A 24,709-nucleotide genomic window follows, 5' to 3' on the forward strand; every position below is an offset into this window, starting at 1 on the left:
GTCATTACCAACGCTTGGCAGAGTCCTCCTCAAGGAGGGCCGGAAAAAAGAGCCTCCGCCTGAGGCCAACCACCGCTTGTGTGAGGAGATACCGCGATGACGTCGTTCAACTCCGGGGCCCAACCCCAGAACCGTGCGCCTCAATCCATCGGCTTTCTGCTGCTGGACAACTTCACTCTGATTTCACTGGCTTCGGCGGTCGAACCGCTGCGCATGGCCAACCAGCTGTCAGGTCGCGAGTTGTATCGCTGGACCACACTGAGCGTCGATGGTGGCCAGGTCTGGGCCAGCGACGGCCTGCAGATCACCCCCGATGCCGCCATGCATCAAGCGCCCGTCCTGGATACGGTCATCGTCTGTGGTGGTGTCGGCATTCAGCGCACCGTCACCCGCGAACACGTCACCTGGCTGCAAAGCCAGGCGCGCCAGTCCCGTCGCCTTGGCGCCGTGTGCACCGGCAGCTGGGCGCTGGCCTGTGCCGGCCTGCTCGACGGTTTCGATTGCAGTGTGCACTGGGAATGTCTGGCGTCGATGCAGGAGGCGTTCCCGCGCGTAGCCATGAGCACGCGCCTGTTCACCCTGGACCGCAACCGTTTCACCAGCTCCGGTGGCACCGCGCCGCTGGACATGATGTTGCACCTGATCAGCCGTGACCATGGCCGTGAGCTGTCGGCGGCTATTTCGGAGATGTTTGTCTACGAGCGCATCCGCAACGAACAGGATCACCAGCGCGTGCCGCTCAAACACATGCTGGGTACCAATCAGCCGAAGTTGCAGGAAATTGTCGCGCTGATGGAAGCCAACCTGGAAGAGCCCATCGACCTGGATGAGCTGGCGGTGTACGTCGCCGTGTCGCGCCGGCAGCTGGAGCGGCTGTTCCAGAAATACCTGCACTGCTCGCCGTCGCGCTATTACCTCAAACTGCGCCTGATTCGTGCGCGGCAACTGCTCAAGCAGACGCCCATGTCGATCATCGAAGTGGCGTCGGTGTGCGGGTTCGTGTCGACGCCGCACTTCTCCAAATGCTACCGCGAATACTTCGGCATTCCGCCGCGTGACGAGCGCGTAGGCTCCAACACGACCCAGCAAATCGCCATGTTGCCGATCCCGCCGGGCATGGTCCTGGCACCGTTGTCCGGGCCGATGTCGGCGTTGAGTCAGGCGCGCAACGAATCGACGTTTGCCAGTGTGAGGCTGTAGACCCTGATCGCGGGCCTCTATCCCCGAGCCTGATGAAACTGCGCCAACGCCGGCAACAGCTGCTTGTCGATCGCCTGGCGCACCGCCGGCAGGATGGTCGCGCGGCCGGTGAGCATGTGCTCGACCATGCTGCGCAGCGCCTTGGCCCGCGACTCGCTCAAGCCGCGCACGGCACACTCGCACGCCTGCTCGGCACTGGCACCCGGCGGCGTTTCAAAACCCAGCGAGCGCAGCTGGCCCAGCAGGTCTTCCTGATCGATCAAATCGGCATGCATCATGACGCGGGTCCTTATGGGTGGCGTGATGTTCAGTCGATAATGGAAGCGTCGAGAAGACTCGGCAAGGGATGCGCGCCGGGATGTCCGGGATGCGCATGAACAGGTCGTTTTTGGTCTAGCTGACCGGCAAGCCGATGATCCGCCCGAGGCATTGAGGTGCGGCCAGCTCACCCTGCTGCTGCGCAAAAGCCTGCATCCGCCTCAGCGAGTCGGCCCCGAACGGCGCTGACTTCGGCCCCGCCAGGTCCACATGCAAAAGCATCTGTTCACTCGCCGCCATGGCCTCGCCCCCACCCGCGTGATGCAGGCTGTGGTAGAGGTGCACGCGCTTGTGGTCGTGGCCGATGACCTGGGTGTGGACCTCGACCTCGGCCCCCCGCTTGACCTCATGCAGGTAGTTGATGTGCGCTTCCAGCGTGAACAACGAAGTGCCGCTGCTGGCGCGGTCGTCGCTCGCCAGGCCGATGCGGTCCATGAAGGCATCAGTGGCATAGCTGAAAATCAGCAGATAGAAGGCATCGCGCAGATGACCGTTGTAGTCGACCCATTCCTGTAGCACGGGTGTCTGGTAAGTGATCATTCGTCGACGCTCAGGCCATGCTTGAGTTTGGTGGCGCGCACGGCTTCCAGCACCGCCATCAGGCAATCGTCTCGGTAACGTTCCAGTGCGGCAATGCTGTGCTGACCCAGTTGCTCGGAGGTGCCGTCGACCACGTCGTCGATCAGTTTCTCAGTCAGTTCCGGCGCTGGCAAATAGGTCCAGGGCAGTTGCAGGGCCGGCCCGAACTGCTGCATGAAGTGGCGCATGCCCGCATCGCCGCCGGCCAGGGTGTAGGTCAGAAACGTGCCCATGAAGGACCAGCGCAGGCCAGCGCCGAAGCGGATGGCGTCGTCGATCTCGCCCGTAGTGGCCACGCCGTCATTGACCAGGTGCAGGGCCTCGCGCCACAACGCCTCCAGCAGTCGATCGGCAATGAAACCCGGCACTTCCTTGCGCACATGCAGTGGGCGCATGCCCAGAGAGCGGTACACCTGGATGGCCGCTTCGATGGCTTCGGGTGCCGTCTGCCGGCCGCCGACCACTTCCACCAACGGCAGCAGATAGACCGGGTTGAAAGGGTGGCCCACCACGCAGCGCTGCGGGTGCATCGCATTTTCATAGAACTCGCTGGGCAGCAGGCCCGAGGTGCTGGAGCCGATCAGGGCGTCAGGCTTGGCCGCCGTGCTGATCTGGCGATGCAGGTCGAGTTTGAGTTCGAGGCGCTCGGGAGCGCTCTCCTGGATGAAGTCGGCATCGCGAACGCATTCTTCGATCGTGGCGACGAAGCGCAAGCGGTGCATGCTGGCACCTGGGGCCAGGCCGCGTTTCTCCAGAGCGGGCCAGGCTTTGGCAACCCGCTGGCGCAGAGCCGCTTCGGCCCCTGGCGCAGGGTCCCAGGCGATGACGTCAAGGCCGTGGGCCAGAGCGCGAGCTACCCAGCCGCTGCCGATCACGCCACTGCCCAAGGCAGCGAAGGTCTTGATATGGGTGATGAAAGTCATGGCGGTGTCCTGGCTGATCAACGACGAATGAGGTTCATTTTGGCGCGACCTTCGGCGGGCGTGAGGATGCGAGCGCCCATACGGGTAAGGATCTCGCTGACTCGCTCGACCAGTTGGCCGTTGCTGGCCAGCACACCTTTTTCCAGCCACAGGTTGTCCTCCAACCCGACGCGCACGTTGCCACCCAGGAGCACCGCCTGGGCAGCCATGGGCATCTGCATGCGGCCGATGCCGAAGCCGGCCCAGACGGCGTCCTGGGGCAGGTTGTCGACCATGGCCTTCATCGTCGTGGTGTCGGCCGGCGCGCCCCATGGAATGCCCAGGCACAGCTGGAACAGCGGGTCGTGCAGCAGGCCTTCCTTGATCATCTGCTTGGCGAACCAAAGGTGGCCGGTGTCGAAAATCTCCAGTTCGGCCTTCACCCCCAGCTCGGTGATGCGCTTGGCCCCGGCCCGCAGCTGCGTCGGAGTGGACACGTAGATAGTGTCGCCGTCGCCGAAATTCAGCGTGCCGCAGTCCAGCGTGCAGATTTCCGGCAGCAGTGCTTCGACGTGGGCCAGGCGGGTCAGCGGCCCGACCAGATCAGTGTTGGGGCCGAAGGCCATAGGTTTTTCAGCGGCACCGATTTCCAGATCTCCGCCCATACCGGCCGTCAGGTTGACGATGATGTCGACGTCGGCTTCACGGATGCGCTCCATGACCTCGCGATACAGCGCCACGTCGCGGCTGAACTTGCCGGTCTGCGGGTCGCGCACGTGACAGTGGACCACGGTCGCGCCAGCCTTGGCGGCTTCTACGGCGGCTTCGGCGATCTGCTTGGGGGTGATCGGCACCAGATGGCTTCTGCCGGTGGTGTCGCCCGCGCCGGTCAGCGCACAGGTGATGATGACGTCGTGGTTCATGGGCTTTCCTTTCTGATGCGGGCTTGGGTGTGCAACTGGCGGTGCGCAATGTCCGCACAAATTAATGATCCAGAAGCGACATCAAGCGCCCTGCGGCGACAGCCACTTGCACGGTGGCGACCTGCACGCTATTAACGTCGAGTTGCCCGCGTATCGCTGGCATCCAGCGAGCATCGCCATGTCCCAGGACTTCTATTTTTTGCTGTTGCCCGGTTTCTCGGCGATCGGTTTCATTTCCGCCGTCGAGCCCTTGCGGGTGGCCAACCGCTTTCGTGGGGAGTTGTACCGCTGGCATGTCTTGAGCCTGGATGGCGGGCCGGTGCTGGCCAGTAATGGCATGTCAGTGAACGCCGATGCCGCGCTCGAGCCGTTGCGCAAAGGCGCGACCCTGCTGGTGGTGGCTGGCTTCGAGCCGCTGAGCGCTTTTTCCCCGATGCTGCAGCACTGGCTGCGTCGTCTGGACCTCGAAGGCGTCGCACTGGGTGCAATCGACACCGGCGCCTTTGTGCTGGCCGAGGCCGGCTTGTTGAACGACCATCGAGTGACGCTGCACTGGGAAGCGGTTGAGGCATTCAAAGAGTCTTATCCGCAGTTGCACACCACCCAGGAACTGTTCGAGATCGATCGCCAGCGCATCACCTCGGCCGGGGGCACCGCGTCGATCGATTTGATGCTGGACCTTATCGGTCAGGCCCACGGCAGTGAATTGGCCATCGAAGTGTCGGAGCAGTTCGTGCTGGGCCGCATTCGCCCGCGCAAGGACCACCAACGCATGCGGATCGCCTCGCGCTACGGCATCGGCAACAAGAAGCTGGTGCATGTGATCGGCGAGATGGAACGGCACAGCGAGCCGCCCCTGGGCACTCTGGCGCTGGCTGAATCCGTGGGGGTCACCCGACGGCAACTGGAGCGGTTGTTTCGTCTCCACCTGAACGACACACCCAGCAACTTCTATTTGCGGCTGAGGCTGGACAAGGCCCGACAGCTGCTGCGTCAGACCGACATGAGTGTGCTGGAGGTCAGCATCGCCTGTGGTTTCGAGTCACCGTCCTATTTCACCCGAAGTTACCGTGCGCGCTTCCAGCACTGCCCTCGCGAGGACAGGCACCGGGAGCGGGCGGTGTGAGGGGTCAGTGCCAGGGCACAATGAGTTCGTCGGCTTTTTCGCCGAGTTTGGCAATAACCCCGGCGCGCAGCGCGCTGTAGCGGTTGCTCAAACTGACGACTGAATGATGCACCCGTATGTCGCTGCGCAGCTGGTGTGGCTGAAAACTGTGACGCACTATCGGGCTGGCGGGGTGTTCGAGGGTCTCGAAGACCAGGTTTACGGCATGCAGGGACTTGGTGTCGGTCACCATGATCAAGGTCAGGGACACGCGATTGATGATCTCCATGGCCGTCGGTTCGGCGCTGCCCACATCGGGCAGCAGTATCTTGGCCTCCACAGCCTGGGTAAAGGACGAGGGTTCACTGATTACCTCGAGCAGCGCCCGACCGGTATCGAGCTCGGGGCTGGAGACGATCTTCAGCAGCTGCGCGGACAGCAGGTGCATGAGTTCGACGGGCTGGCCCGGGTCAAAGACTGCCTGCTGGTTGTGTACCTCGGTCATGACCCAACCCAGTTTGCCGAGGTTTTGCAGATAGTCGGCTCGCCAGGATTCGGAGCATGCAATCTGCTTCTTGTCGCTGACCAGTTGGGCGAGCAAGTTGGACAGCAGCAGGTCATCGCGATCCTGAGCGGCCACCTTTTCGCCAAAGGCAAATACATGGCGGCCGCACAGCGAGAATTCATGAGTCGGCATGGGAGTGTTCCTGTCATAGAAGGAATGAGGGGGCCGCGGACGGCCCCGGTGGTTCAGATTTCCAGCCCTTCGATGAAAGCTTCCCCGATCCGGCCAAGTTTCTGGCTGACCGATTGGCGCAAGTTGGCATACTGGCGCGCGTTAAGTTGTACGCGGTCGGCCGAACGGGTAATACGGACCTGATCGCGGTTGAACGTGAAGAACAGAACTTTTTTGGTGCGGGCGGTTTTAACGAAGTTCATGAAGTTGAGCATCATCACTACGTCACCCTGCGCCGTCTGTACACAGGGCAACATCTTGAAGCTGGCCACCTGCTCGGAGCTGCCACTCTTTTCGAACACGCGTAGCGCTTTCTCATTATTGGCCAGGGCCGTGGCTGCCTTTCTCGCCACGTGGGCAAAGTTTGGGCCGCCCACTTGGGCGATGATCTCCAGGGCGATCTCGTCCATGGTGAAGGATGACTGGTGTGGCGAATAGTCCTGGAAAGTGCGGGCGGTGGTCAGCCAGCCCAGCCTTGACAAGCCATCGTGATAGAAGCTGTACCACTGATTGGCTTCTTTCTCTTTGTTGTACTTCTTGGAGGCGGCCAGCTGCATCAACAACAGGCTGTCCATGACATCGTCCCGATTCTGATCGGACAGACCGCCGGTGAAAGCCAGCAGGCTGTCGTCAAGAACGGCACCGGCATCCTGGTTTTGCGCGCTGGGCAGCGATCCGAGGGTGGACTGGATGGCCGGCGCCAGCAGGGTCGCCATCCGGGGCGCGGGCGGCGGCAGCATCAGTCCCAGGTCGTCGATATAGCGCAACGACGTATCAATCAGTTTACGTTCGGCAAGATCGCTCATCATCAGTTCCTCAATAAAAGCCCGGTTCTTCCTGAACCGGGCCATCACCTTAGAAACTGTCAAACGAGAGAACAACGCGATAACACATACAAACTGTTGCGGGGCGGTGGGGGAGGATCGTCGACGCGTGTAACTGTGGCGTCTGCACGGGTAGAAATCCGGCGATGTTTCCCTGCGCAGAAAACATCGACCGTATCATGATCAACTTTAACGTTTGGCGCTGAATGCCACGGCTGCCTTGAAGGCTTCCCATTGGTATTTGTTCAGGGTCGACGGCAAGGGCGTATCGTGTTTGCGCGCGTGGGCGCTGATGGTTTGCGGTGACAGCAAAACAACCTCGCACTGATCCAGCAGTTGCAACAGGCCTTCGATCTTGAAGGTGACCGGCCCACCGGCAAATTCGCCTTTCTTGCTGCGCTTCTTGATCGCCAGGTGAGTGATGCCGTTATCGTGCACAAAGGTCTGAGCCTGGCTGGCAAAGGTCTTCACGCTGCCGGCGTCCTCATCATCGGTCAGCGCCAGCTTGCGCAGGGTCAAGGGCACATGGGCCACTTCCAGGCCATCGGCTGCCGCGCAGGCAAAAATGGCTTCGTTGCTCTTGATCTCGATGCCGCAAATCTTCATGGGTCATTCCATGCCGATCGATTGCAGGGTTTCCGAGCGCTCGTCGCTCTTCTGGGCGATGCAGTCGTTCAGGGCGATCTGGTAGGCCTGACTGTTCTTGTCGGTATTGAAGGTGTCGACAGAGCAGTCGGCGTCGCGCAGTTTTTCCCAGATCCCTTGAGCGGCGTTGACCCGGGCCATCAGCTCGTCGCGCTGGGCCGGGTGGTCGGAATACTGTGAATTGACCCGGTCCACCAGGTCCTTGAAAGACTCGCCCAGTTCGGTTTCTGCTGTTTTACGGTTGTAGGCCGAGCAGTCGAAGCTCTGCTGCGCCGTTTCGACATTGTCGCAAGGCGTCGGCCCATCGTTGTTGGGCGCCGGCTGTTCATCCTCGGCGTGGGCGCCAAAGGTGGCCAGGGCCATCAACAGAAACAATGCTCTCATGTGCGCCATCCCCAACAGATAATTCGATATGTGTCGGGGATTTTGGCTCAGGTCAGGAATGATTAACAGCCGTGGCGGGAGTTTTTTGCCTGGGTTCAGCCCAAGGTCAGTGTGGCAGGGGCTCTTTGCATTTCATCAGCGGTTTCATCATCGGTGACAACCACCTTGGCGTCGGCATAGAACCCGTCCAGGTTCGAGCACCAGCGTCACGGCGTTGGCTACCGACCAAGGTGCCCCGATCCCGTTGGAAGCCTTGCAGGCTCCCCGCCCGTCGCCCTCAGGGGTGACTCGCAGGCGCCCTTGACGCTTTCGGTGATTCCTTTGTCGTTTTTGAGTCCGGCTCACTCGGCAACGGAGCTTATGCTGGCCCCAAAGCGCCGGCATACGATTCGGCGCATGCCTTGCCTAGAGGGGACAGCCTGATGAGCCCAGCAGAACTGCACGCTGACAGCATCGTGATCGACGGCCTGATTATCGCCAAATGGAACCGTGAGCTCTTCGAAGACATGCGCAAAGGCGGCCTGACCATGGCCAACTGCACCGTTTCGGTGTGGGAAGGTTTCCAGGCCACCATCGACAGCATCTGCAAAAGCCAGAAACTGATGCGCGACAACAGCGACCTGGTCATGCCGGTACGTACCACCGCCGACATTCGCAAGGCCAAGGAACTGGGCAAGACCGGCATCCTCTTCGGCTTCCAGAATGCCCACGCCTACGAAGATCAGATCGGCTACGTGGAGGTGTTCAAGCAGCTGGGCGTGGGTATCGTGCAGATGTGCTACAACACGCAGAACCTGGTGGGCACCGGTTGCTACGAACGCGATGGCGGCCTGTCGGGTTTCGGTCGCGAGATCGTCGCCGAGATGAACCGCGTTGGCGTCATGTGCGACCTCTCTCACGTCGGCTCGAAAACCTCCGAAGAAGTCATCCTCGAATCCAAGAAGCCCGTGTGCTACTCGCACTGCCTGCCGTCGGGGCTCAAGGAGCACCCGCGCAACAAGTCCGATGAAGAATTGAAGTTCATCGCCGACCACGGCGGTTTCGTCGGTGTGACCATGTTCGCTCCGTTCCTGGCCAAAGGCATCGAATCGACCATCGATGATTACGCCGAAGCCATCGAATACGTGATGAACATTGTCGGCGAAGACGCTATCGGCATCGGCACTGACTTCACCCAAGGCCACGGCCAGGACTTCTTTGAATACCTGACCCACGACAAGGGCTACGCCCGTCGTCTGACCAGCTTCGGCAAGATCATCAACCCGCTGGGTATCCGTACCGTGGGCGAGTTTCCGAACCTGACCGAGACCCTGCTCAAGCGCGGCCACCCCGAGCGTGTGGTGCGCAAAATCATGGGCGAAAACTGGGTCAACGTACTCGCGGACGTCTGGGGCGAATAAGCCCGACCTCTGATTCTTTCCCGCTGCCCCTCGCGCAGCGGGCGACACCTCAAATTTTCTGGAGTTAAGTTTCCATGGCCAAGATCGCCCCGCAATTGCCTATCGAAGTCGACAGCGAAACCGGTGTCTGGACGTCCGACGCCCTGCCGATGCTGTATGTACCGCGTCACTTCTTCGTCAACAACCACATGGGCATCGAGGAAGTGCTGGGCGCCGACGCTTACGCCGAGATCCTCTACAAGGCGGGTTACAAGTCTGCCTGGCACTGGTGCGAAAAAGAAGCCGAATGCCACGGCATCGAAGGCGTCGCGGTGTTCGAACACTACATGAATCGCCTGTCGCAACGCGGTTGGGGTCTGTTCAAGATCCAGGACATCGACCTGGAAAAAGGCACCGCCAGCGTCAAGCTTGAGCACTCGGCATTTGTCTACGTGTACGGCAAGGTCGGGCGCAAGGTCGACTACATGTTCACCGGCTGGTTCGCCGGCGCCATGGACCAGGTCCTGGCCGCGAAAGGCAGCTCGATCCGCACTGTGGCCGAACAGGTCTACGGTGGCTCCGAAGAAGGCCATGACGACGGCCTGTTCACCGTCAAGCCGTTGTAAGTCGAGGAATACCCCATGGCTTTCGAAGCGATGTTCCAGCCGATCCAGATCGGCAAACTGACGATCCGCAACCGCGTACTCAGCACGGCCCACGCCGAGGTGTATGCGACCGACGGTGGCATGACCACGGATCGTTACGTCAAGTATTACGAAGAGAAAGCCAAGGGTGGTATCGGTCTGGCGATCTGCGGCGGCTCGTCCAGCGTTGCAATCGACAGCCCACAGGGCTGGTGGAAATCGGTGAACCTGGCCACCGACAAGATCATCCCGCACTTTCAGAACCTGGCCGACGCCATGCACAAGCATGGCGCCAAGATCATGATCCAGATTACCCACATGGGCCGTCGTTCCCGTTGGGACGGCGATCACTGGCCGACGCTGATGTCGCCGTCGGGCATCCGCGAACCGGTGCACCGTGCGACCTGCAAGACCATCGAGCCGGAAGAGATCTGGCGCGTCATCGGCAACTACGCCAGTGCTGCGGCGCGGGCCAAGGCCGGTGGCCTGGACGGCGTCGAACTGTCGGCCGTGCACCAGCACATGATCGATCAGTTCTGGAGCCCGCGGGTCAACAAGCGCACCGACGAATGGGGCGGCAGCTTTGAAAACCGCATGCGTTTCGGCATGGAAGTGCTCAAGGCCGTGCGTAAGGAAGTCGGCCCGGATTTCTGTGTGGGCCTGCGCATCTGCGGTGACGAGTTCCACCCGGACGGCCTCAGCCACGAGGACATGAAGGAGATCGCCAAGTACTACGCCGACACCGGCATGATCGACTTCCTGGGCGTGGTGGGTTCAGGTTGTGATACCCACAACACCCTGGCCAACGTTATCCCCAACATGAGTTATCCACCGGAGCCGTTCCTGCACCTGGCGGCCGGGATCAAGGAAGTGGTCAACGTGCCGGTGCTGCACGCCCAGAACATCAAGGACCCGAACCAGGCGACCCGTATTCTGGAAGGCGGTTACGTCGACATGGTCGGCATGACCCGCGCGCATATCGCCGACCCGCACCTGATCGCCAAGATCAAGATGGGCCAGATCGACCAGATCAAGCAGTGCGTCGGTGCCAACTACTGCATCGACCGTCAGTATCAAGGGCTGGATGTGCTGTGCATCCAGAACGCGGCGACGTCTCGGGAGTACATGGGCGTGCCGCACATCATCGAGAAAACCACCGGCGTCAAACGCAAAGTGGTCATCGTCGGTGCTGGCCCGGCCGGTATGGAGGCGGCGCGCGTTTCCGCCGAACGTGGTCACGACGTGACCCTGTTCGAGAAAAAGGACTTCATCGGCGGCCAGATCACAACGGCGTCCAAAGCGCCACAACGCGACCAGATCGCCGGCATTACCCGTTGGTTCCAGCTTGAACTGGCCCGTTTGAAAGTTGATCTGCGGCTGGGCACTGCCGCTGATATCCCGACCATCATGGACCTGCGTCCGGATGTCGTCGTGCTGGCGGTAGGCGGTCATCCGTTTCTGGAGCAGAACGAGCACTGGGGCGCTGCCGAAGGCCTCGTGGTCAGCAGCTGGGACGTACTGGACGGCAAGGTCGCGCCAGGCAAGAACGTGCTGGTGTACGACACCATCTGCGAGTTTACCGGTATGTCGGTGGCGGATTTCCTTGCCGACAAGGGCAGCCAGGTCGAAATCGTCACCGACGATATCAAGCCGGGCGTGGCCATCGGCGGGACCTCGTTCCCGACGTACTACCGCAGCATGTACCCCAAAGAAGTGATCATGACCGGCGACCTGATGCTGGAAAAGGTCTACCGCGAGGGCGACAAGCTGGTGGCGGTGCTGGAAAACGAATACACCGGGGCCAAGGAAGAGCGTGTGGTCGACCAGGTGGTGGTGGAGAACGGCGTACGGCCTGACGAAGCGCTGTACTACGGGCTCAAGGACGGTTCGCGCAACAAGGGCCAGATCGACATCGAAGCCCTGTTCGCGATCCAGCCACAGCCATCGCTGAGCAGCACCGGGGACGGCTACCTGCTGTTCCGTATCGGCGACTGCGTGGCCCAGCGCAACACCCACGCGGCGATCTATGACGCGCTGCGGTTGTGCAAGGATTTCTGACGAACTGCCCACCGTAGCGTAGGAGCCGGGCTTGCCCGCGATGAGGCCATGACCGACACGCCGCGGTGGATTCATCGCGACCAAGGTCGGCTCCTACGCCAAGCGGTGTTTTTTCCCTGAAGTACCGGTGGGAGTCCCCTCCATGCTTAATACCCTTCTCCCCATCCTGCTGTTCGCAGCCCTCGGCCTTGCGGTCCTGGGCGCGGTGCGGCGGGCGGCCATGTGGCGCCAGGGCCGGGCGGCGAAAGTCGACCTGCTGGGCGGTCTGCTGGCCATGCCCAAGCGCTACATGGTGGACCTGCACCATGTGGTCGCGCGGGATAAATACATCGCCAACACCCACGTGGCCACGGCCGGTGGTGCGGTGCTGTCCGTTGTGCTGGCGCTGCTGGTGCACGGTTTCGGCCTGCACAATCGCATCCTTGGCTACGCCTTGCTGCTGGCCACGACGCTGATGTTCGTCGGCGCGCTGTTTGTCTTCGCCCGTCGTCTCAACCCGCCCAGCCGCCTGTCCAAGGGCCCGTGGATGCGCTTGCCGAAAAGCCTGCTGGTGTTCTCGGCGAGCTTTTTCATCGCGACCCTGCCGGTGGCCGGGATCCTCCCGGAAGACTTTGGTGGTTGGGTACTGGCCGTGGTTCTGGGCATCGGCGTGCTGTGGGGTGTGTCGGAACTGTTTTTCGGCATGACTTGGGGCGGCCCGATGAAGCACGCCTTCGCCGGTGCCTTGCACCTGGCCTGGCACCGCCGCGCCGAACGTTTTGGCGGCGGCCGTTCCACCGGTCTCAAGCCGCTGGACCTGGACGACCCCAAGGCGCCGCTCGGCGTCGAGAAACCCAGGGATTTCACCTGGAACCAACTGCTGGGTTTCGATGCCTGCGTGCAGTGCGGCAAGTGCGAAGCAGCGTGCCCGGCGTTCGCCGCTGGCCAGCCGCTGAACCCGAAAAAACTCATCCAGGACATGGTCGTGGGCCTGGCCGGTGGCACCGACGCCAAGTTCGCCGGCAGCCCGTACCCGGGCAAGGCCATCGGCGAACACAGCGGTAACCCGCACCAGCCTATCGTCAACGGCCTGGTGGACGCCGATACCCTGTGGTCGTGCACCACGTGCCGTGCCTGCGTTGAAGAGTGCCCGATGATGATCGAGCACGTGGACGCCATCGTCGACATGCGCCGTCACCTGACCCTGGAAAAAGGCGCCACGCCGAACAAGGGCGCGGAAGTGCTGGATAACCTGATTGCCACGGACAACCCCGGCGGCTTCAACCCCGGTGGGCGGATGAACTGGGCGGCGGACCTCAACCTGTCGCTGCTGGCCGACGTGAAGACCGTCGACGTGCTGTTCTGGGTCGGCGACGGTGCCTTCGACATGCGCAACCAGCGCACCCTGCGCAGTTTTGTCAAAGTGTTGAAGGCGGCAAAAGTCAATTTCGCCGTGCTGGGGCTCGAAGAGCGCGACAGCGGCGATGTGGCCCGCCGCCTGGGCGACGAAGCCACGTTCCAGGTTTTGGCCAAGCGCAACATCCAGACCCTGGGCCAATACCGCTTCAAGCGCATCGTCACCTGTGACCCCCACAGCTTCCATGTGCTGAAAAACGAATACGGCGCCCTGGGCGGCAATTATGAAGTGCTGCACCACAGCACCTTCATGGCCGAGCTGGTGAGCGCCGGTCAGCTCAACCTGAGTGCCCACAAAGGCGGCAGCGTGACCTATCACGACCCGTGTTACCTGGGTCGCTATAACGGCGAATACCAGGCGCCTCGCGACGTGCTCAAGGCGTTGGGTATCGAGGTCAAGGAAATGCAGCGCTCGGGCTTCCGTTCCCGTTGCTGCGGCGGTGGCGGCGGCGCGCCGATCACCGACATTCCCGGCAAGCAGCGAATCCCGGACATGCGCATGGATGACATCCGCGAAACCCGCGCCGAAGTCGTCGCCGTAGGCTGCCCGCAATGCACGGCGATGCTCGAAGGCGTGGTCGAACCACGGCCATTGATCAAGGACATTGCCGAACTGGTGGCCGACGCTTTGATCGATGAAGCGGCGCCGAACAAGCCGGCAGCAGCCAAACGTGAACCTGCGGAGGTGCATTGATGAGCGACATTATCCGCCGTGACCCGCGTGCCGAATGGATCGCCCGTAACCGCCTGCATCCTTTGCATGCTGCCATGCAACCGCTGCAGAACAGCTGGATGGGGCCCCAGGGCATCGTCCGCAAGAACCCCCACGCCGTCGGTTTCATCGGCCCCAACGGGGTCAAGCGCATCGACCGCAGTGGCGCCCAGCAGGGCGGTGCCGTCAAGCGCGGGGCCGCTGCCGAGGTGCAATTGCCCCTGCATGTGGTCGCGCAACCGGCGTTCATCATTGCCGTGGTGCCCGACATGGTCGGTGGCCGCCTGAGCAGCCACGACCGCGACCTGCTGGGCCTCGCCCATCGGCTTGCGGGCGGCGACGGCGCCGTGCTGGCCGTGGTGTTTGGCGAGCACAAGGAAAACGCCTTTGACACGGCTGGCGTGGACCGCTTGCTGGTGTTGCAGGGTAGCGAATTCGACGGTTATTCGCCGGAGCAGCGAATCCAGAGCCTGCGGGCTGTGGATAATCAATTCACCCCGCGTCATTGGTTGCTGCCCGACAGCCGCACCGGTGGTGGCGAGTTGGGGCGGCGCTTTGCCGCGGCCTCGGGCGAGCGCCCGGCGACCCGCGTCTGGCAAGTCAAGGACGGTCAGTGCGTCAGCCGCGCCGGCGCCGGTCAGCAAGACATCAGCCAGGCGTTGCCACGGCTGGTCCTGGCGGCCGCCGAATGCGCCGAGCCTGTGGATGAAACCCGGCATGAAGTGCTGCCGGTGGAGTTATCCACAGCGGCAGCGCGCAGCCTGCCACGGACAGAAGACCTGGGCGCGGTCGCGGTGGACCCGTCGGTGATCCCCATGGCCGAAGCGGAGTTCATTCTCTCCGGCGGCAACGGTGTCAAGGACTGGGCGCTGTTTCACGAGGCCGCACAGGCGCTGGGCGCCACCGAAGGCGGTTCGCGGGTGGCCGTGGACGATGGCTTCATGAGCCGCGACCGCCAGGTCGGTGCCAGCGGCACCTGGGTCACCGCGCGGGTCTATGTGGCCGTCGGTATTTCCGGGGCCATCCAGCACCTGCAAGGCATTGGCGCCTGCGACAAGGTGGTGGCGATCAACCTCGACCCGACCTGCGACATGATCAAGCGGGCCGACCTGTCGGTGATTGGCGAAAGCGCCGAGATCCTCTCGGCGTTGATCGCGGCCATCGCCGCCTACCGTAACCAGGCGCAGCGCGACGCTGCCTAGGGACTCACTATGAACACCCACGTCATCAGCCTGGTTTCCATCGGCGCCCACCCCACCTCGGGCCGTGCGCGCCGCGCCGAACAGGATTCGCGCGCCGTCGAGCTGGGCCTGCAACTGGCCGGCGAGCACCTGCAAGTGCTGCATGCCGGCGATGTCGCAGAGCCTGCCCTGCGCGCCTACCTGGGCATGGGGCTGGACCAGCTGCATGTGCTCGAACAACCCCAGGGCGCCGATGCATTGCCTGCGCTGGGTGATTACCTGCGTACTGCTGGCGCTCAGGTCGTATTGACCGGCAGTCAGGCAGAAACCGGCGAAGGCTCGGGCATGCTTCCCTTTCTCCTGGCCGAGCGTCTGGGCTGGCCGATCATCGTCGGCCTGGCCGAAGTAGAGTCGATCAAGGACGGCGTCGCCCAAGTGCTGCAAGCCCTGCCTCGCGGTCAGCGACGCCGCCTCAAGGTACGCCTGCCGATGCTCGCCACTGTGGACAACGCTGCACCCAAGCCGCGCCAGAGCGCGTTCGGCCCCGGCCGGCGCGGTGTACTGGACGTGGAACAGGTCGAAGTCATCAACGACGACTTATACACAAGCGCTGAATTACAACCAGCCAAGCCACGGCCCAAGCGTTTGAAAGTGATCAAGGCCAAAAGTGGCGCCGATCGCATGAAAGCCGCGACGGCCAAGGCCAGCGGTGGGTCGGGGCAGGTGTTGAAGGGTGTGAGTGCTGAAGAGGGCGCGCAGGCGATATTGAGATTGTTGGTGGAGGAAGGGGTGGTGCGTTGAGTTACACACAATCCCTGTGGGCGGGGCTGTGGATAAGATGTTTGTCCATTGGTGCAACCCCCGAGCCATAAGGCTTACATCGGGCTGATCACTATTTGATCAGCTTTTTTTATGGCTTTTCAACAGCTTGTAGCACCCCCGGTCGGTCCTGCAGGGTTAGCGATGAGGTAGAGGTTACACACAGTCTCTGTGCATCCGCCTGTGGATAAGGTGTTAGGTACCTGCTGTACCCTATATAAATCAAGCTCTCCCGCAGATTGGTCAAATACTGAACAGTCCGCCCATAGATACGGTCCCGCGCATAACCTTCTCAATTTCTTGAGTTTTTTTCTTTTTTCACACATTTACTGTGCGCCACCCTGTGGATAACATGTTGACGCAATGACAAAGGCCGCGCAGCTATTAGGCTGCGCGGCCTTCGGTTGTTTTTTGTACAGCTCAAGCGATTACTCGTGTACAGCCACACCTTTCAGATAAGCAGCCGGCTCTGCCCCCAGGTTGCTCAACATCCGCTCGCTGTACCAGTCGATGAAGTTGACCACGCCAAACTCATAGGTCTTGGAGTACGGACCTGGCTGGTAAGCCGTGGAGTTGATGCCTTTCTGGTTCTCTTCGGCCAGGCGACGGTCCTGGTCGTTGGTGGCGTCCCACACCTGGCGCATGCGGGCCACGTCATAGTCCACGCCTTCAACCGCATCCTTGTGCACCAGCCACTTGGTGGTGACCATGCTTTCCTGTGCGCTGATCGGCCATACAGTGAACACGATCACGTGGTCGCCCATGCAGTGGTTCCACGCGTGGGGCAGGTGCAGGATGCGCATCGAACCCAGGTCCGGGTTCTTGATGCGGCCCATGAGTTTTTTGCAGCCGACCTGGCCGTCGAGGGTCATGGACACGGTGCCCTTGAGCAGTGGCATGCGCACGATGCGGTTACGCAGGCCGAAGCTGGCGTGAGCGTAGGGGATCTTTTCGGCTTCCCAGGCAGCGGCAGAGGCAGCGACGTGGTCCTTGAACGCCTGGTCGGCGCGCGGATCGGTGACGTCATCCCATTCCAGCAGGGTTTTCAGCAATTCCGGATGGGAGCCGCCGCAGTGATAGCACTCGCGGTTGTTCTCCAGCACCAGCTTCCAGTTGGCTTTTTCGATCAAGGTGGTTTGCACCGCCACCTTGGTGTTTTCCATGTCGTACGGTTCCATGTAATGGTTCAGCGTACTGAGGAAGTTGTCGATTGCCGGCGGGTTGGCCGCCAGGCAGATCATGATGTAGCCACCGGAAACCTTGACGTTGACCGGCTTGAGGCCGTATTGCTTCATGTCGAAGTCGGCGCCCATTTCGGTGCCGGCGAACAGCAGGCGGCCGTCCAGTTCATAGGTCCACTGGTGGTAGCCGCACACCAGCTTGGCGACCTTGCCCTTTTCGGCGGTGCACAGACGCGAGCCACGGTGACGGCAGACGTTGTGGAAGGCATGCACGACGCCCTCGGCGCCGCGCACCACGATGATCGGGTTCTTGCCCACTTGCAGGGTCAGGAAATTGCCCTTGGCGGGGATTTCTGCCGTCATGCCGGCAATCAGCCACTCCTTGTGGAAGATTTCCTGCATGTCGATTTCGTGCAGGCGCTCATCGGTATAGAAGGGCTGCGGCAACGAAAACGTCCGTTCGCGACTCTGCAGCATCTCGGCCGTGGCCTTGCGTGCAGATTCCAGCGGGTCGCCCAGGCTCAGAGTGGTGGTGCTGTCCATCGTGTGTGTCCTCATGGCCATGCAGTGTGGCCGAGAAAAGTGGCTGATACGGTCGTAACGTAAAACAGTTGTAAGCATGAACTGATGGGTGCGAGTGTGCGACCCGGCGCGGGCAGATCCTTATCCATGGGCGACATGGCCCAATCCATTCCCGACGCGCCAGCCCTTGTCCGATGGGCTGGTCGCCATAAGCATGTGAATGTCGCTGATAGGTAAATGGCCCATCGCGCCCTTACGCAGAATCGCAGCCATTAGGGCCGACAGTCGGCCGCGGAGAACAGCATGTCCGAAAGTTACCTGATGCCGGTGAACACCCAGACCTGGGCCAACGGCCGCCACATCGTGCGGTGCGTCAAGGTCATCCAGGAAACCTGGGACGTGCGCACCTTCTGTTTCATGGCCGACCAGCCGATTCTGTTCTTCTTCAAGCCGGGGCAGTTCGTCACCCTGGAGCTGGAGATCGACGGCCAGCCGGTGATGCGCTCGTACACTATTTCCAGCTCGCCCTCAGTGCCCTATAGCTTCTCGATCACCATCAAGCGCGTGCCGGGCGGTCGCGTTTCCAACTGGCTGCACGACAACCTGCACGAAGGCCAGGAGCTGGCGGTGCATGGCCCGGTGGGTCTGTTCAACGCCATCGACGCGCCGAGCCCGAAGATTCTCTACCTCAGTGGCGGCGTCGGTATCACCCCGGTGATGTCCATGGCGCGCTGGTTCTACGACACCAACGCCAACGTCGACATGGTCTTTGTCCACAGTGCGCGGTCGCCCAAGGACATCATTTATCACCGCGAGCTGGAGCACATGGCCTCGCGGATCGATAACTTCAGTTTGCACATCATTTGCGAGAAGCACGGGTTGGGCGAGCCGTGGGCGGGCTATCGCGGTTACCTGAACCAGAAGTTGCTGGAGATCATCACGCCGGACTTCATGGAGCGCGAGGTGTTCTGCTGCGGCCCGACGCCTTACATGACGGCGGTCAAGCGTCTGCTGGAAGCCAACGGCTTCGACATGAGCCGCTACCACGAAGAATCTTTCGGGGCGACGCCGCCCGAAGCCCGGGCCGACGCCGTGGAACAGGCCGAACAGGCCGCTGACGCGCCGGAAGTGGACGCCAGCGAGCTCCACCAGGTGGAGTTTATCAATGCGGGCAAGAGCATACGCGTGGCGCCAGGCGAAACCGTGCACGCCGCCGCCGCCAAACTCGGGCTGATGATTCCCAAGGCCTGCGGTATGGGTATCTGCGGCACCTGCAAGGTGCTCAAGGTGGCCGGCGAGGTGGACATGGAGCACAACGGCGGCATCACCGAGGACGACGAGGCCGAGGGTTACATCCTTTCGTGCTGCAGCGTGCCCCGTGGGGATGTGCGGATCGAGTATTGATCTCCACACAACACACGCGGCGTAGGAGCCGACCTTGGTCGCGATGGGTTTGACGCGGTGCAACGGGTGCACCGCAATGCCTGCATCGCGAGCAAGCTCCGCTCCTACGCCGTTGTTTGTTGCCTGGTCACACCCGAAACTTCGCTACCATTGCGCTCAAATCCACCGCCAGGCGCGACAGCTCGCTGCTGGCCGCGCTGGTCTGGTGCGCTCCGGCGGCGGTCTGGGTCGACAGGTCGCGGATGTTCACCAGGTTGCGGTCCACTTCCCGGGCCACTTGAGCCTGTTCCTCGGCAGCACTGGCGATCACCAGGTTGCGCTCATTGATACCGACGATGGCGGTGTTGATAGTGTCCAGCGCGAGGCCTGCACCTTTGGCAATGTTCAACGTGGATGAAGCGCGGTCGGTGCTGTTGCGCATCGAATCGACGGCTTTTTCCGTGCCGCCTTGAATGCTGCCGATCATCCGCTCGATTTCACTGGTTGATTGCTGGGTGCGATGGGCCAGCGCGCGTACCTCATCGGCCACCACGGCAAAGCCACGGCCCGCTTCACCGGCACGGGCCGCTTCGATCGCGGCGTTCAGGGCCAGCAGGTTGGTCTGGTCGGCCAGGCCGCGAATCACGTCCAGCACCTTGCCGATGTCACGGGACTGGGTGGCCAGATCTCCCACCAGTTCGCCGGTGCTTTGCACGTCGAGGGTCATGCGCTCGATGGCCGCTACGGTTTCCTGCACCAGATCTCGACCGTCGCCCGCTGAACGGGTGGCTTCAATAGAGGCTTCGGAGGTGCTCACCGCATTGCGCGCCACTTCTTCCACCGCGCTGGTCATCTCGTTGACCGCCGTCGCGGCCTGTTCAATTTCGTTGTCTTGTTGCACGAGGCCGCGCGCGCTTTCTTCGGTGACGGCGTTCAGCTCTTCCGCCGCCGACGCCAACTGCGTGGCCGAGCCAGAGATGCGCTGCACGGTGTCGCGCAGGTTGTTCTGCATGCGGCTCATGGCTTCGAGCAGGCGCGTGGCTTCGTCGTTGCCGTCTACTTCGATGCGGTGGGTCAGGTTGTTGTCGGCAATGTTCTGGGCGGCCAGCACCGCTGAACTGATAGGCCGCGTGATGCTGCGGGTCAGCAGCCAGGCACACAGGCAGGTCAGCACACTCGCGATCACCAGCAGCGCCACGACCATCACAAAGGCGGAATGGTAGTTGTCTGCGGCTTCCTGATCGGAGACCACACTCTGGTCCTTGTTGATTTTGACCAGCTTGTCCAAGGCCACATTGAGGGCGTCAGAGGTGCTCGTCAGGTCGCTGTTGATCAGCGTGCGCATGGCATCCAGATCGTTGGCGCTGGACAACGATTTCAGCTGGGCCTCCAGTTGCGCGAACTGAGCCAGCAGGCGCTTGAAGTCTTCATAGGTGGATTTTTCTTCAGGGCTGTCGATCAGGGGTTCGTAGACAGTCTGGGTCTTGGCAATCAGGTCATGGCGCATGCCGAGCTTTTCGTTCACGGCGGCGAGGGAAGCCGGGCTGCGGTCCCCCAGCAACTGGAATTGCAAGACGCGCAGACGAATCGTCTGGATCTGCAACTGATCAATGCTCGAGATGCTCGGCAGGCTGTTTTCCGAGACGTCTTCGCCATTGGCACGAATGCTCTTCATCTGCATCAGCGAAAACACGCCGAGGATGATCATGAGTACGCCGATGCTGGCAAAGCCGAGCAGGGCCCTAGGCGCGATGTTCATGCTGCGTAATGACATGGGTAGTTACCAGATAGGTGACGGCGGCCGGCCGGGCAGAAAGTGAGGGTCTTGACCGGGCTAACGGCCCAATCGCCCCAGACTTGAGCGCGCGAGTTAAGGTCCGCGACGAACAGGTGGAACCGAAGGCTGAAAACGCAGTCCATGGGGGCCCGATAAGCCTGGCTTGCACGCGCGCTTTTCTTTATCGTGTGCGCCCTTCTTTTTCACCTCAAAACATCGAGAATTCAAAATGTTACAAGCATCCCTGAGTCAATTGGAGCAACTGGTCGGCGAACTGGTCGAGCGCAATCGCGCCCTGGCTGAAACCAATCAGCAACTGAGCGGCGACTTGACCCGTGCCCGCGAAGAAAATGACACGCTGCAACTGAGCCTGATGGAGCAGGAGGAGCTTCACGGCAGCACCGCAGCACGTATCCAGGCGATGGTCGAGCGTGCCAGCGCCGTTAGCGCATGAGTGACGCGTTGATCGAGCTTGTCTCGATTCTGGGGACGCCCTATTCGATCAAGGTGCCAGCGGGGCAAGAGCAGAAATTGCGCGACGCCAGCGCGTTGCTCAAGACGATTCTCAACGACACCAAGCGCCAGTTTCCCAACCTGATGGGCGACAAGTTGCTGGTGATCGCGGCACTCAATCTGTGTTCCCGGCAGCTGGATCAGCAGCGCGAACATCAGCTCCAGCTCGGCCGTTACCAAGAGCAAGTCAGCGCCACGGTCGAGCGCATCTCCCGAACCATCGCCGAAACCTGATCGGCGGGCCTCTTCCATTGGAAGGGGCTGCCGATAGGCAATCAAGACACAGCCATGTGTGACGTTTGCCTGTCAGGTTGTGTCGTATTGATTGTCTATTTGTATACAATCGGCATGACTGTTGCAGGTATCAGGCCTCAACACTTCGGGAGTTCACCATGCAGTTCTGGCGGCGCAGTATCCAATGGCAGTTGATCTTGAGCATGGGCACAGCCTTGCTGGTCAGTATCTTGATTGTGGTGGGCATCTACACGATGGTGGTCAATCGCCTCGCCCAACGTTATTTGCTGGAGACGGCCATGCCGGCCAGCATCGAGGCGACGCGTAACGATATCGAACGTATTCTGGTGCAGCCCTTGACGGCTGCGCGAGGGATAACCAGCAATACCTTGGTGCGCGATTGGTTGGCCAGTGGCGAAAACAGTGCGCAAGCGCCACAATTTGTCAGCTACCTGGGCGGTGTGCAGCAAGACCAGAAGGCCTTCAGTGCTTTCATCATTTCTTCGGCGACCAACAACTACTACACCCAGAAGGGCACCGAGCGCACCCTGAGCCGCAACGACCCCAAGGACAGCTGGTTCTATTCATTTCTGCAGAGCGGCCAGCAGCGCGCATTGGAAATTGACAATGACCTGACCACCGGCGACCTGACCCTGTTCATCGACATGCGCCTGGAGCAGAACGGCAAAGCCTTGGGCATCGCCGGCATGGGCTTGAGCATGACCGAGTTGTCGCAGTTGATTCATAACTACAGCTTCGGCGCGCGGGGCAAGGTCTATCTGGTACGCAACGACGGCTTGATCCAGGTGCACCCGGATTCGGCGCTCAGCGGCAAACAGCAGTTGGCGAGCGAGGTCGGGCCGACGGCAAGCGCCGCCATTTTGGGCCAGAGCAAACTGGCCACCGCGCGCTTCCAGCGCAACGGCGAGGATTTCCTGGCCCTGAGCCTGCCGCTGCGTGATCTGGGCTGGACCCTGGTGGCCGAGGTGCCCGAATCGCAGATCTATGCCGAAGCCGACAAGGCGCTGTGGATGTCCAGCCTGATCGGCCTGGCCGTGGCCTTGGTGTCGCTGTTCTTCGTGGTGTTACTGGCGCGGGGTCTGGTACGGCCGATCCGTCAGGTGACCACGGCGCTGGTGGCCATCGGCAGCGGTGGTGGCGACCTGACTCACCGCCTCAACGATGCCCGCGCCGATGAACTGGGCGATCTGGCCCGGGGTTTCAACCGTTTCCTGGGCAGTCAGCGCGATATGATCGCTGAAGTCTTGAGCACCAGCGAACGGTTGCGCACCAGTGTGGGCCATGTGGCCAAAGTGGTGGACAACACCGCCAATCGCGCGGTGCGTCAGCAGGAAATGACCGACATGGTGGCCACGGCGGTGCACGAAATGGGTTTGACCGTGCAGGAAATCGCACAGAACGCTGGCAACGCGGCGCTGGCCTCGCAATCGGCCAAGGATGAAGCGGCTGATGCACGCAAAGTCGTCACTCAATCCATCGCTCATATCGAAGGCATGTCCACCGAAATCGGCAATGCCGCCGACGCCGTGGGTGAGCTGGCAACCCAGGTAGGCAACATCGACCAAGTGCTGGCAGTGATCCGAGGCATCTCCGAGCAGACCAATCTGCTGGCCCTCAACGCCGCCATCGAAGCGGCCCGGGCCGGGGAGATGGGCCGTGGCTTTGCCGTCGTCGCCGACGAAGTGCGGACGCTGGCACGACGGACCCAGACCTCCACCGATGAAATCCAGGCGATGATCTTCAACCTCAAGTCCGGCGCACAGAACGCCGTGTCGTCGATGCACACCGGCCAGGCTGCCACCGGCACCGGGGTGCAGGCCAGCCAGCGCACCGGCGCCTCCCTGGCGACCATCACCGAACAGGTCGAGCGCATCAGCGATATGAACAACCAGGTGGCCACCGCGACTGAAGAGCAGTCGGCGGTGACCGAGGAGATCAACCGCAACGTGCAGGGGATTTCCGACCTGGCGCGGGATACTTCGGTGGAGACGCGTACGTGTCGGGATGATTGCTTGACGTTGACCGGGTTGGCCGATGATCTGGCGCGTCAGATGGGGGGGTTCAAGCTCTAGGCGTTTTTTGGGAGCCGTGTGCCTGGCATGGCACGGGATCTCCTCACGCTGCAACATCGGCCGCCCCTGCGGCCGGTGGTGGGTCTTGATGTGATGTCCCGCCAGACGCCCCTTACCCCATCACCACCCGAATATCCGCCGCCAACTCCCGCACCCGTGCCTCTTCGGTGTCCCACGAGCACATGAACCGCGCGCCGCCGCTGCCGATAAAGGTGTAAAACCGCCAGCCTCGGTTGCGCAGAGCCTCCAACGCCGGCTCCGACATCTGCAAGAACACCCCGTTTGCCTGCACCGGAAACATCAATTCCACCCCCGGAATATCCGCAACCAACTGACTGAGCAATTGTGCACAATGATTGGCGTGATGGGCGTGGCGCAACCAGGCGCCATCTTCCAGCAGCCCGACCCAGGGCGCGGACAGGAAGCGCATTTTCGAGGCCAATTGCCCAGCCTGTTTGCAGCGGTAGTCGAAGTCTTCCGCCAGCTTGTGGTTGAAGAACAGAATGGCTTCACCTACCGCCATGCCGTTCTTGGTGCCGCCGAAGCACAGCACGTCCACGCCGGATTTCCAGGTCAGTTCGGCGGGGGTGCAGCCGAGAAAGGCGCAGGCGTTGGCAAAGCGCGCGCCGTCCATGTGCAGGTGCAGGCCCAGTTCCTTGCAGGTGGCGCTGATCGCCCGCAGTTCGTCGGGGCGGTACACGCTGCCCACTTCGGTGGCCTGGGTCAGGGTGACCACTCGGGGTTTGGGGTAATGAATGTCCTGGCGCTTGAGGGCCACCTCGCGGATCGACTCGGTGGTCAGCTTGCCGTTTTCGCTGCGGGCGGTCAGCAGCTTGGAGCCGTTGGAGAAGAACTCCGGCGCGCCGCACTCGTCGGTTTCGACATGAGCGGTTTCCGAGCAGATGACGCTGTGGTAACTCTGGCACAGAGAGGACAGCGCCAGGGAGTTGGCCGCCGTACCGTTGAAGGCGAAGAACACTTCGCAGTCGGTTTCGAACAATTGGCGGAAATGATCGGCGGCGCGGGCGGTCCATTGATCGTCGCCATAGGCGCGTTCGTGGCCATGATTGGCCTCGGCCATGGCCGCCCAGGCTTCGGGACAGATCCCGGAATAGTTGTCACTGGCAAATTGCTGGCTTTGATCTGTCATGGCCGTTCCTTGTGATCGTAGTGCAAACGTCAGAGCGCGTGCCTGAGGTGCA

Annotated in this window: 23 protein-coding genes; 12 read left to right on the plus strand and 11 right to left on the minus strand. The window is 61.7% G+C overall.

Annotation, left to right across the window (positions count from 1 at the left end):
- Positions 1-96: 96 nt before the first annotated feature.
- Complete coding sequence (locus HB675_RS11915; RefSeq protein WP_213878513.1) at positions 97-1,200, plus strand: GlxA family transcriptional regulator; 1,104 nt, start codon at positions 97-99, stop codon at positions 1,198-1,200.
- A 17-nt stretch (positions 1,201-1,217) separates the two neighbouring features.
- Here HB675_RS11915 and HB675_RS11920 read toward each other — a convergent pair whose 3' ends face one another.
- The 4 genes from HB675_RS11920 to HB675_RS11935 all read right to left on the minus strand — a co-directional run bounded on the left by HB675_RS11920 (position 1,218) and on the right by HB675_RS11935 (position 3,922).
- Positions 1,218-1,478, minus strand: coding sequence for a hypothetical protein (locus tag HB675_RS11920; RefSeq protein WP_213878514.1), 261 nt, complete (start codon positions 1,476-1,478; stop codon positions 1,218-1,220).
- A 115-nt stretch (positions 1,479-1,593) separates the two neighbouring features.
- Positions 1,594-2,058, minus strand: a complete 465-nt coding sequence (locus HB675_RS11925; protein WP_213878515.1) for a thioesterase family protein — start codon at positions 2,056-2,058, stop codon at positions 1,594-1,596.
- The gene (locus tag HB675_RS11930) at positions 2,055-3,020 is read right to left on the minus strand and encodes an L-carnitine dehydrogenase (protein ID WP_213878516.1); all 966 of its coding nucleotides are present in this window, start codon (positions 3,018-3,020) and stop codon (positions 2,055-2,057) included. Before HB675_RS11930 ends, HB675_RS11925 begins: the two co-directional genes overlap by 4 nt.
- 17 nt (positions 3,021-3,037) lie before the next feature.
- Positions 3,038-3,922, minus strand: coding sequence for a 3-keto-5-aminohexanoate cleavage protein (locus tag HB675_RS11935; protein WP_213878517.1), 885 nt, complete (start codon positions 3,920-3,922; stop codon positions 3,038-3,040).
- Positions 3,923-4,100: 178 nt separating this feature from the next.
- On the opposite strand from HB675_RS11935, the gene HB675_RS11940 reads away from it, so the two are divergent.
- Positions 4,101-5,048, plus strand: coding sequence for a GlxA family transcriptional regulator (locus HB675_RS11940; RefSeq protein WP_213878597.1), 948 nt, complete (start codon positions 4,101-4,103; stop codon positions 5,046-5,048).
- A gap of 4 nt (positions 5,049-5,052) precedes the next feature.
- Here HB675_RS11940 and HB675_RS11945 read toward each other — a convergent pair whose 3' ends face one another.
- The 4 genes from HB675_RS11945 to HB675_RS11960 all read right to left on the minus strand — a co-directional run bounded on the left by HB675_RS11945 (position 5,053) and on the right by HB675_RS11960 (position 7,616).
- Positions 5,053-5,724 (minus strand): hypothetical protein, encoded by a 672-nt coding sequence (locus HB675_RS11945; protein WP_213878518.1) that lies wholly within the window; start codon positions 5,722-5,724, stop codon positions 5,053-5,055.
- Between the two features lie 53 nt (positions 5,725-5,777).
- Complete coding sequence (locus tag HB675_RS11950) at positions 5,778-6,644, minus strand: hypothetical protein (protein ID WP_213878519.1); 867 nt, start codon at positions 6,642-6,644, stop codon at positions 5,778-5,780.
- Positions 6,645-6,776: 132 nt separating this feature from the next.
- Positions 6,777-7,193, minus strand: a complete 417-nt coding sequence (locus tag HB675_RS11955) for a DUF3010 family protein (RefSeq protein WP_213878520.1) — start codon at positions 7,191-7,193, stop codon at positions 6,777-6,779.
- Between the two features lie 3 nt (positions 7,194-7,196).
- Complete coding sequence (locus HB675_RS11960; RefSeq protein ID WP_213878521.1) at positions 7,197-7,616, minus strand: lysozyme inhibitor LprI family protein; 420 nt, start codon at positions 7,614-7,616, stop codon at positions 7,197-7,199.
- 422 nt (positions 7,617-8,038) lie between these two features.
- Between HB675_RS11960 and HB675_RS11965 the strand changes: the two genes are divergently transcribed.
- The 6 genes from HB675_RS11965 (at position 8,039) to HB675_RS11990 (ending at position 15,786) form a co-directional block, all read left to right on the plus strand.
- A complete protein-coding gene (locus tag HB675_RS11965) occupies positions 8,039-9,016 on the plus strand; it encodes a dipeptidase (protein WP_213878522.1) in 978 nt (325 codons plus the stop codon).
- 74 nt (positions 9,017-9,090) lie between these two features.
- Complete coding sequence (locus HB675_RS11970; RefSeq protein ID WP_213878523.1) at positions 9,091-9,621, plus strand: DUF5943 domain-containing protein; 531 nt, start codon at positions 9,091-9,093, stop codon at positions 9,619-9,621.
- 15 nt (positions 9,622-9,636) lie between these two features.
- Positions 9,637-11,697 (plus strand): NADH:flavin oxidoreductase, encoded by a 2,061-nt coding sequence (gene dgcA / locus HB675_RS11975; RefSeq protein ID WP_213878524.1) that lies wholly within the window; start codon positions 9,637-9,639, stop codon positions 11,695-11,697.
- A 142-nt stretch (positions 11,698-11,839) separates the two neighbouring features.
- Positions 11,840-13,786, plus strand: a complete 1,947-nt coding sequence (gene dgcB / locus HB675_RS11980) for a (Fe-S)-binding protein (RefSeq protein ID WP_213878525.1) — start codon at positions 11,840-11,842, stop codon at positions 13,784-13,786.
- Positions 13,786-15,006 carry an electron transfer flavoprotein subunit alpha/FixB family protein gene (locus tag HB675_RS11985; protein WP_213878526.1) on the plus strand — a complete coding sequence of 407 codons (1,221 nt, stop codon included), beginning with the start codon at positions 13,786-13,788 and terminating at the stop codon, positions 15,004-15,006. The genes dgcB and HB675_RS11985 overlap by 1 nt, the downstream gene beginning before the upstream one ends.
- A 9-nt stretch (positions 15,007-15,015) precedes the next feature.
- Complete coding sequence (locus HB675_RS11990) at positions 15,016-15,786, plus strand: electron transfer flavoprotein subunit beta (RefSeq protein ID WP_213878527.1); 771 nt, start codon at positions 15,016-15,018, stop codon at positions 15,784-15,786.
- Positions 15,787-16,232: 446 nt separating this feature from the next.
- Here HB675_RS11990 and gbcA read toward each other — a convergent pair whose 3' ends face one another.
- Positions 16,233-17,528: an aromatic ring-hydroxylating dioxygenase subunit alpha gene (gbcA, locus tag HB675_RS11995; RefSeq protein ID WP_213878528.1), complete on the minus strand. Its 1,296-nt coding sequence runs from the start codon at positions 17,526-17,528 to the stop codon at positions 16,233-16,235.
- Between the two features lie 282 nt (positions 17,529-17,810).
- Between gbcA and gbcB the strand changes: the two genes are divergently transcribed.
- Positions 17,811-18,911 carry a hybrid-cluster NAD(P)-dependent oxidoreductase gene (gbcB, locus tag HB675_RS12000; RefSeq protein WP_213878529.1) on the plus strand — a complete coding sequence of 367 codons (1,101 nt, stop codon included), beginning with the start codon at positions 17,811-17,813 and terminating at the stop codon, positions 18,909-18,911.
- Positions 18,912-19,038: 127 nt separating this feature from the next.
- On the opposite strand, the gene HB675_RS12005 is transcribed toward gbcB, so the two are convergent.
- The gene (locus HB675_RS12005; RefSeq protein WP_213878530.1) at positions 19,039-20,664 is read right to left on the minus strand and encodes a methyl-accepting chemotaxis protein; all 1,626 of its coding nucleotides are present in this window, start codon (positions 20,662-20,664) and stop codon (positions 19,039-19,041) included.
- A gap of 232 nt (positions 20,665-20,896) precedes the next feature.
- On the opposite strand from HB675_RS12005, the gene HB675_RS12010 reads away from it, so the two are divergent.
- The 3 genes from HB675_RS12010 to HB675_RS12020 all read left to right on the plus strand — a co-directional run bounded on the left by HB675_RS12010 (position 20,897) and on the right by HB675_RS12020 (position 23,507).
- Complete coding sequence (locus tag HB675_RS12010) at positions 20,897-21,121, plus strand: hypothetical protein (protein WP_213878531.1); 225 nt, start codon at positions 20,897-20,899, stop codon at positions 21,119-21,121.
- Complete coding sequence (locus HB675_RS12015) at positions 21,118-21,414, plus strand: cell division protein ZapA (RefSeq protein ID WP_213878532.1); 297 nt, start codon at positions 21,118-21,120, stop codon at positions 21,412-21,414. The genes HB675_RS12010 and HB675_RS12015 overlap by 4 nt, the downstream gene beginning before the upstream one ends.
- 158 nt (positions 21,415-21,572) lie before the next feature.
- Positions 21,573-23,507, plus strand: a complete 1,935-nt coding sequence (locus HB675_RS12020; protein ID WP_213878533.1) for a methyl-accepting chemotaxis protein — start codon at positions 21,573-21,575, stop codon at positions 23,505-23,507.
- Positions 23,508-23,619: 112 nt separating this feature from the next.
- On the opposite strand, the gene HB675_RS12025 is transcribed toward HB675_RS12020, so the two are convergent.
- The gene (locus HB675_RS12025) at positions 23,620-24,657 is read right to left on the minus strand and encodes a low specificity L-threonine aldolase (RefSeq protein ID WP_213878534.1); all 1,038 of its coding nucleotides are present in this window, start codon (positions 24,655-24,657) and stop codon (positions 23,620-23,622) included.
- Positions 24,658-24,709 lie beyond the last annotated feature (52 nt).

It is taken from the genome of Pseudomonas sp. dw_358 (assembly GCF_018449655.1).
Taxonomy (GTDB): Bacteria; Pseudomonadota; Gammaproteobacteria; order Pseudomonadales; family Pseudomonadaceae; genus Aquipseudomonas.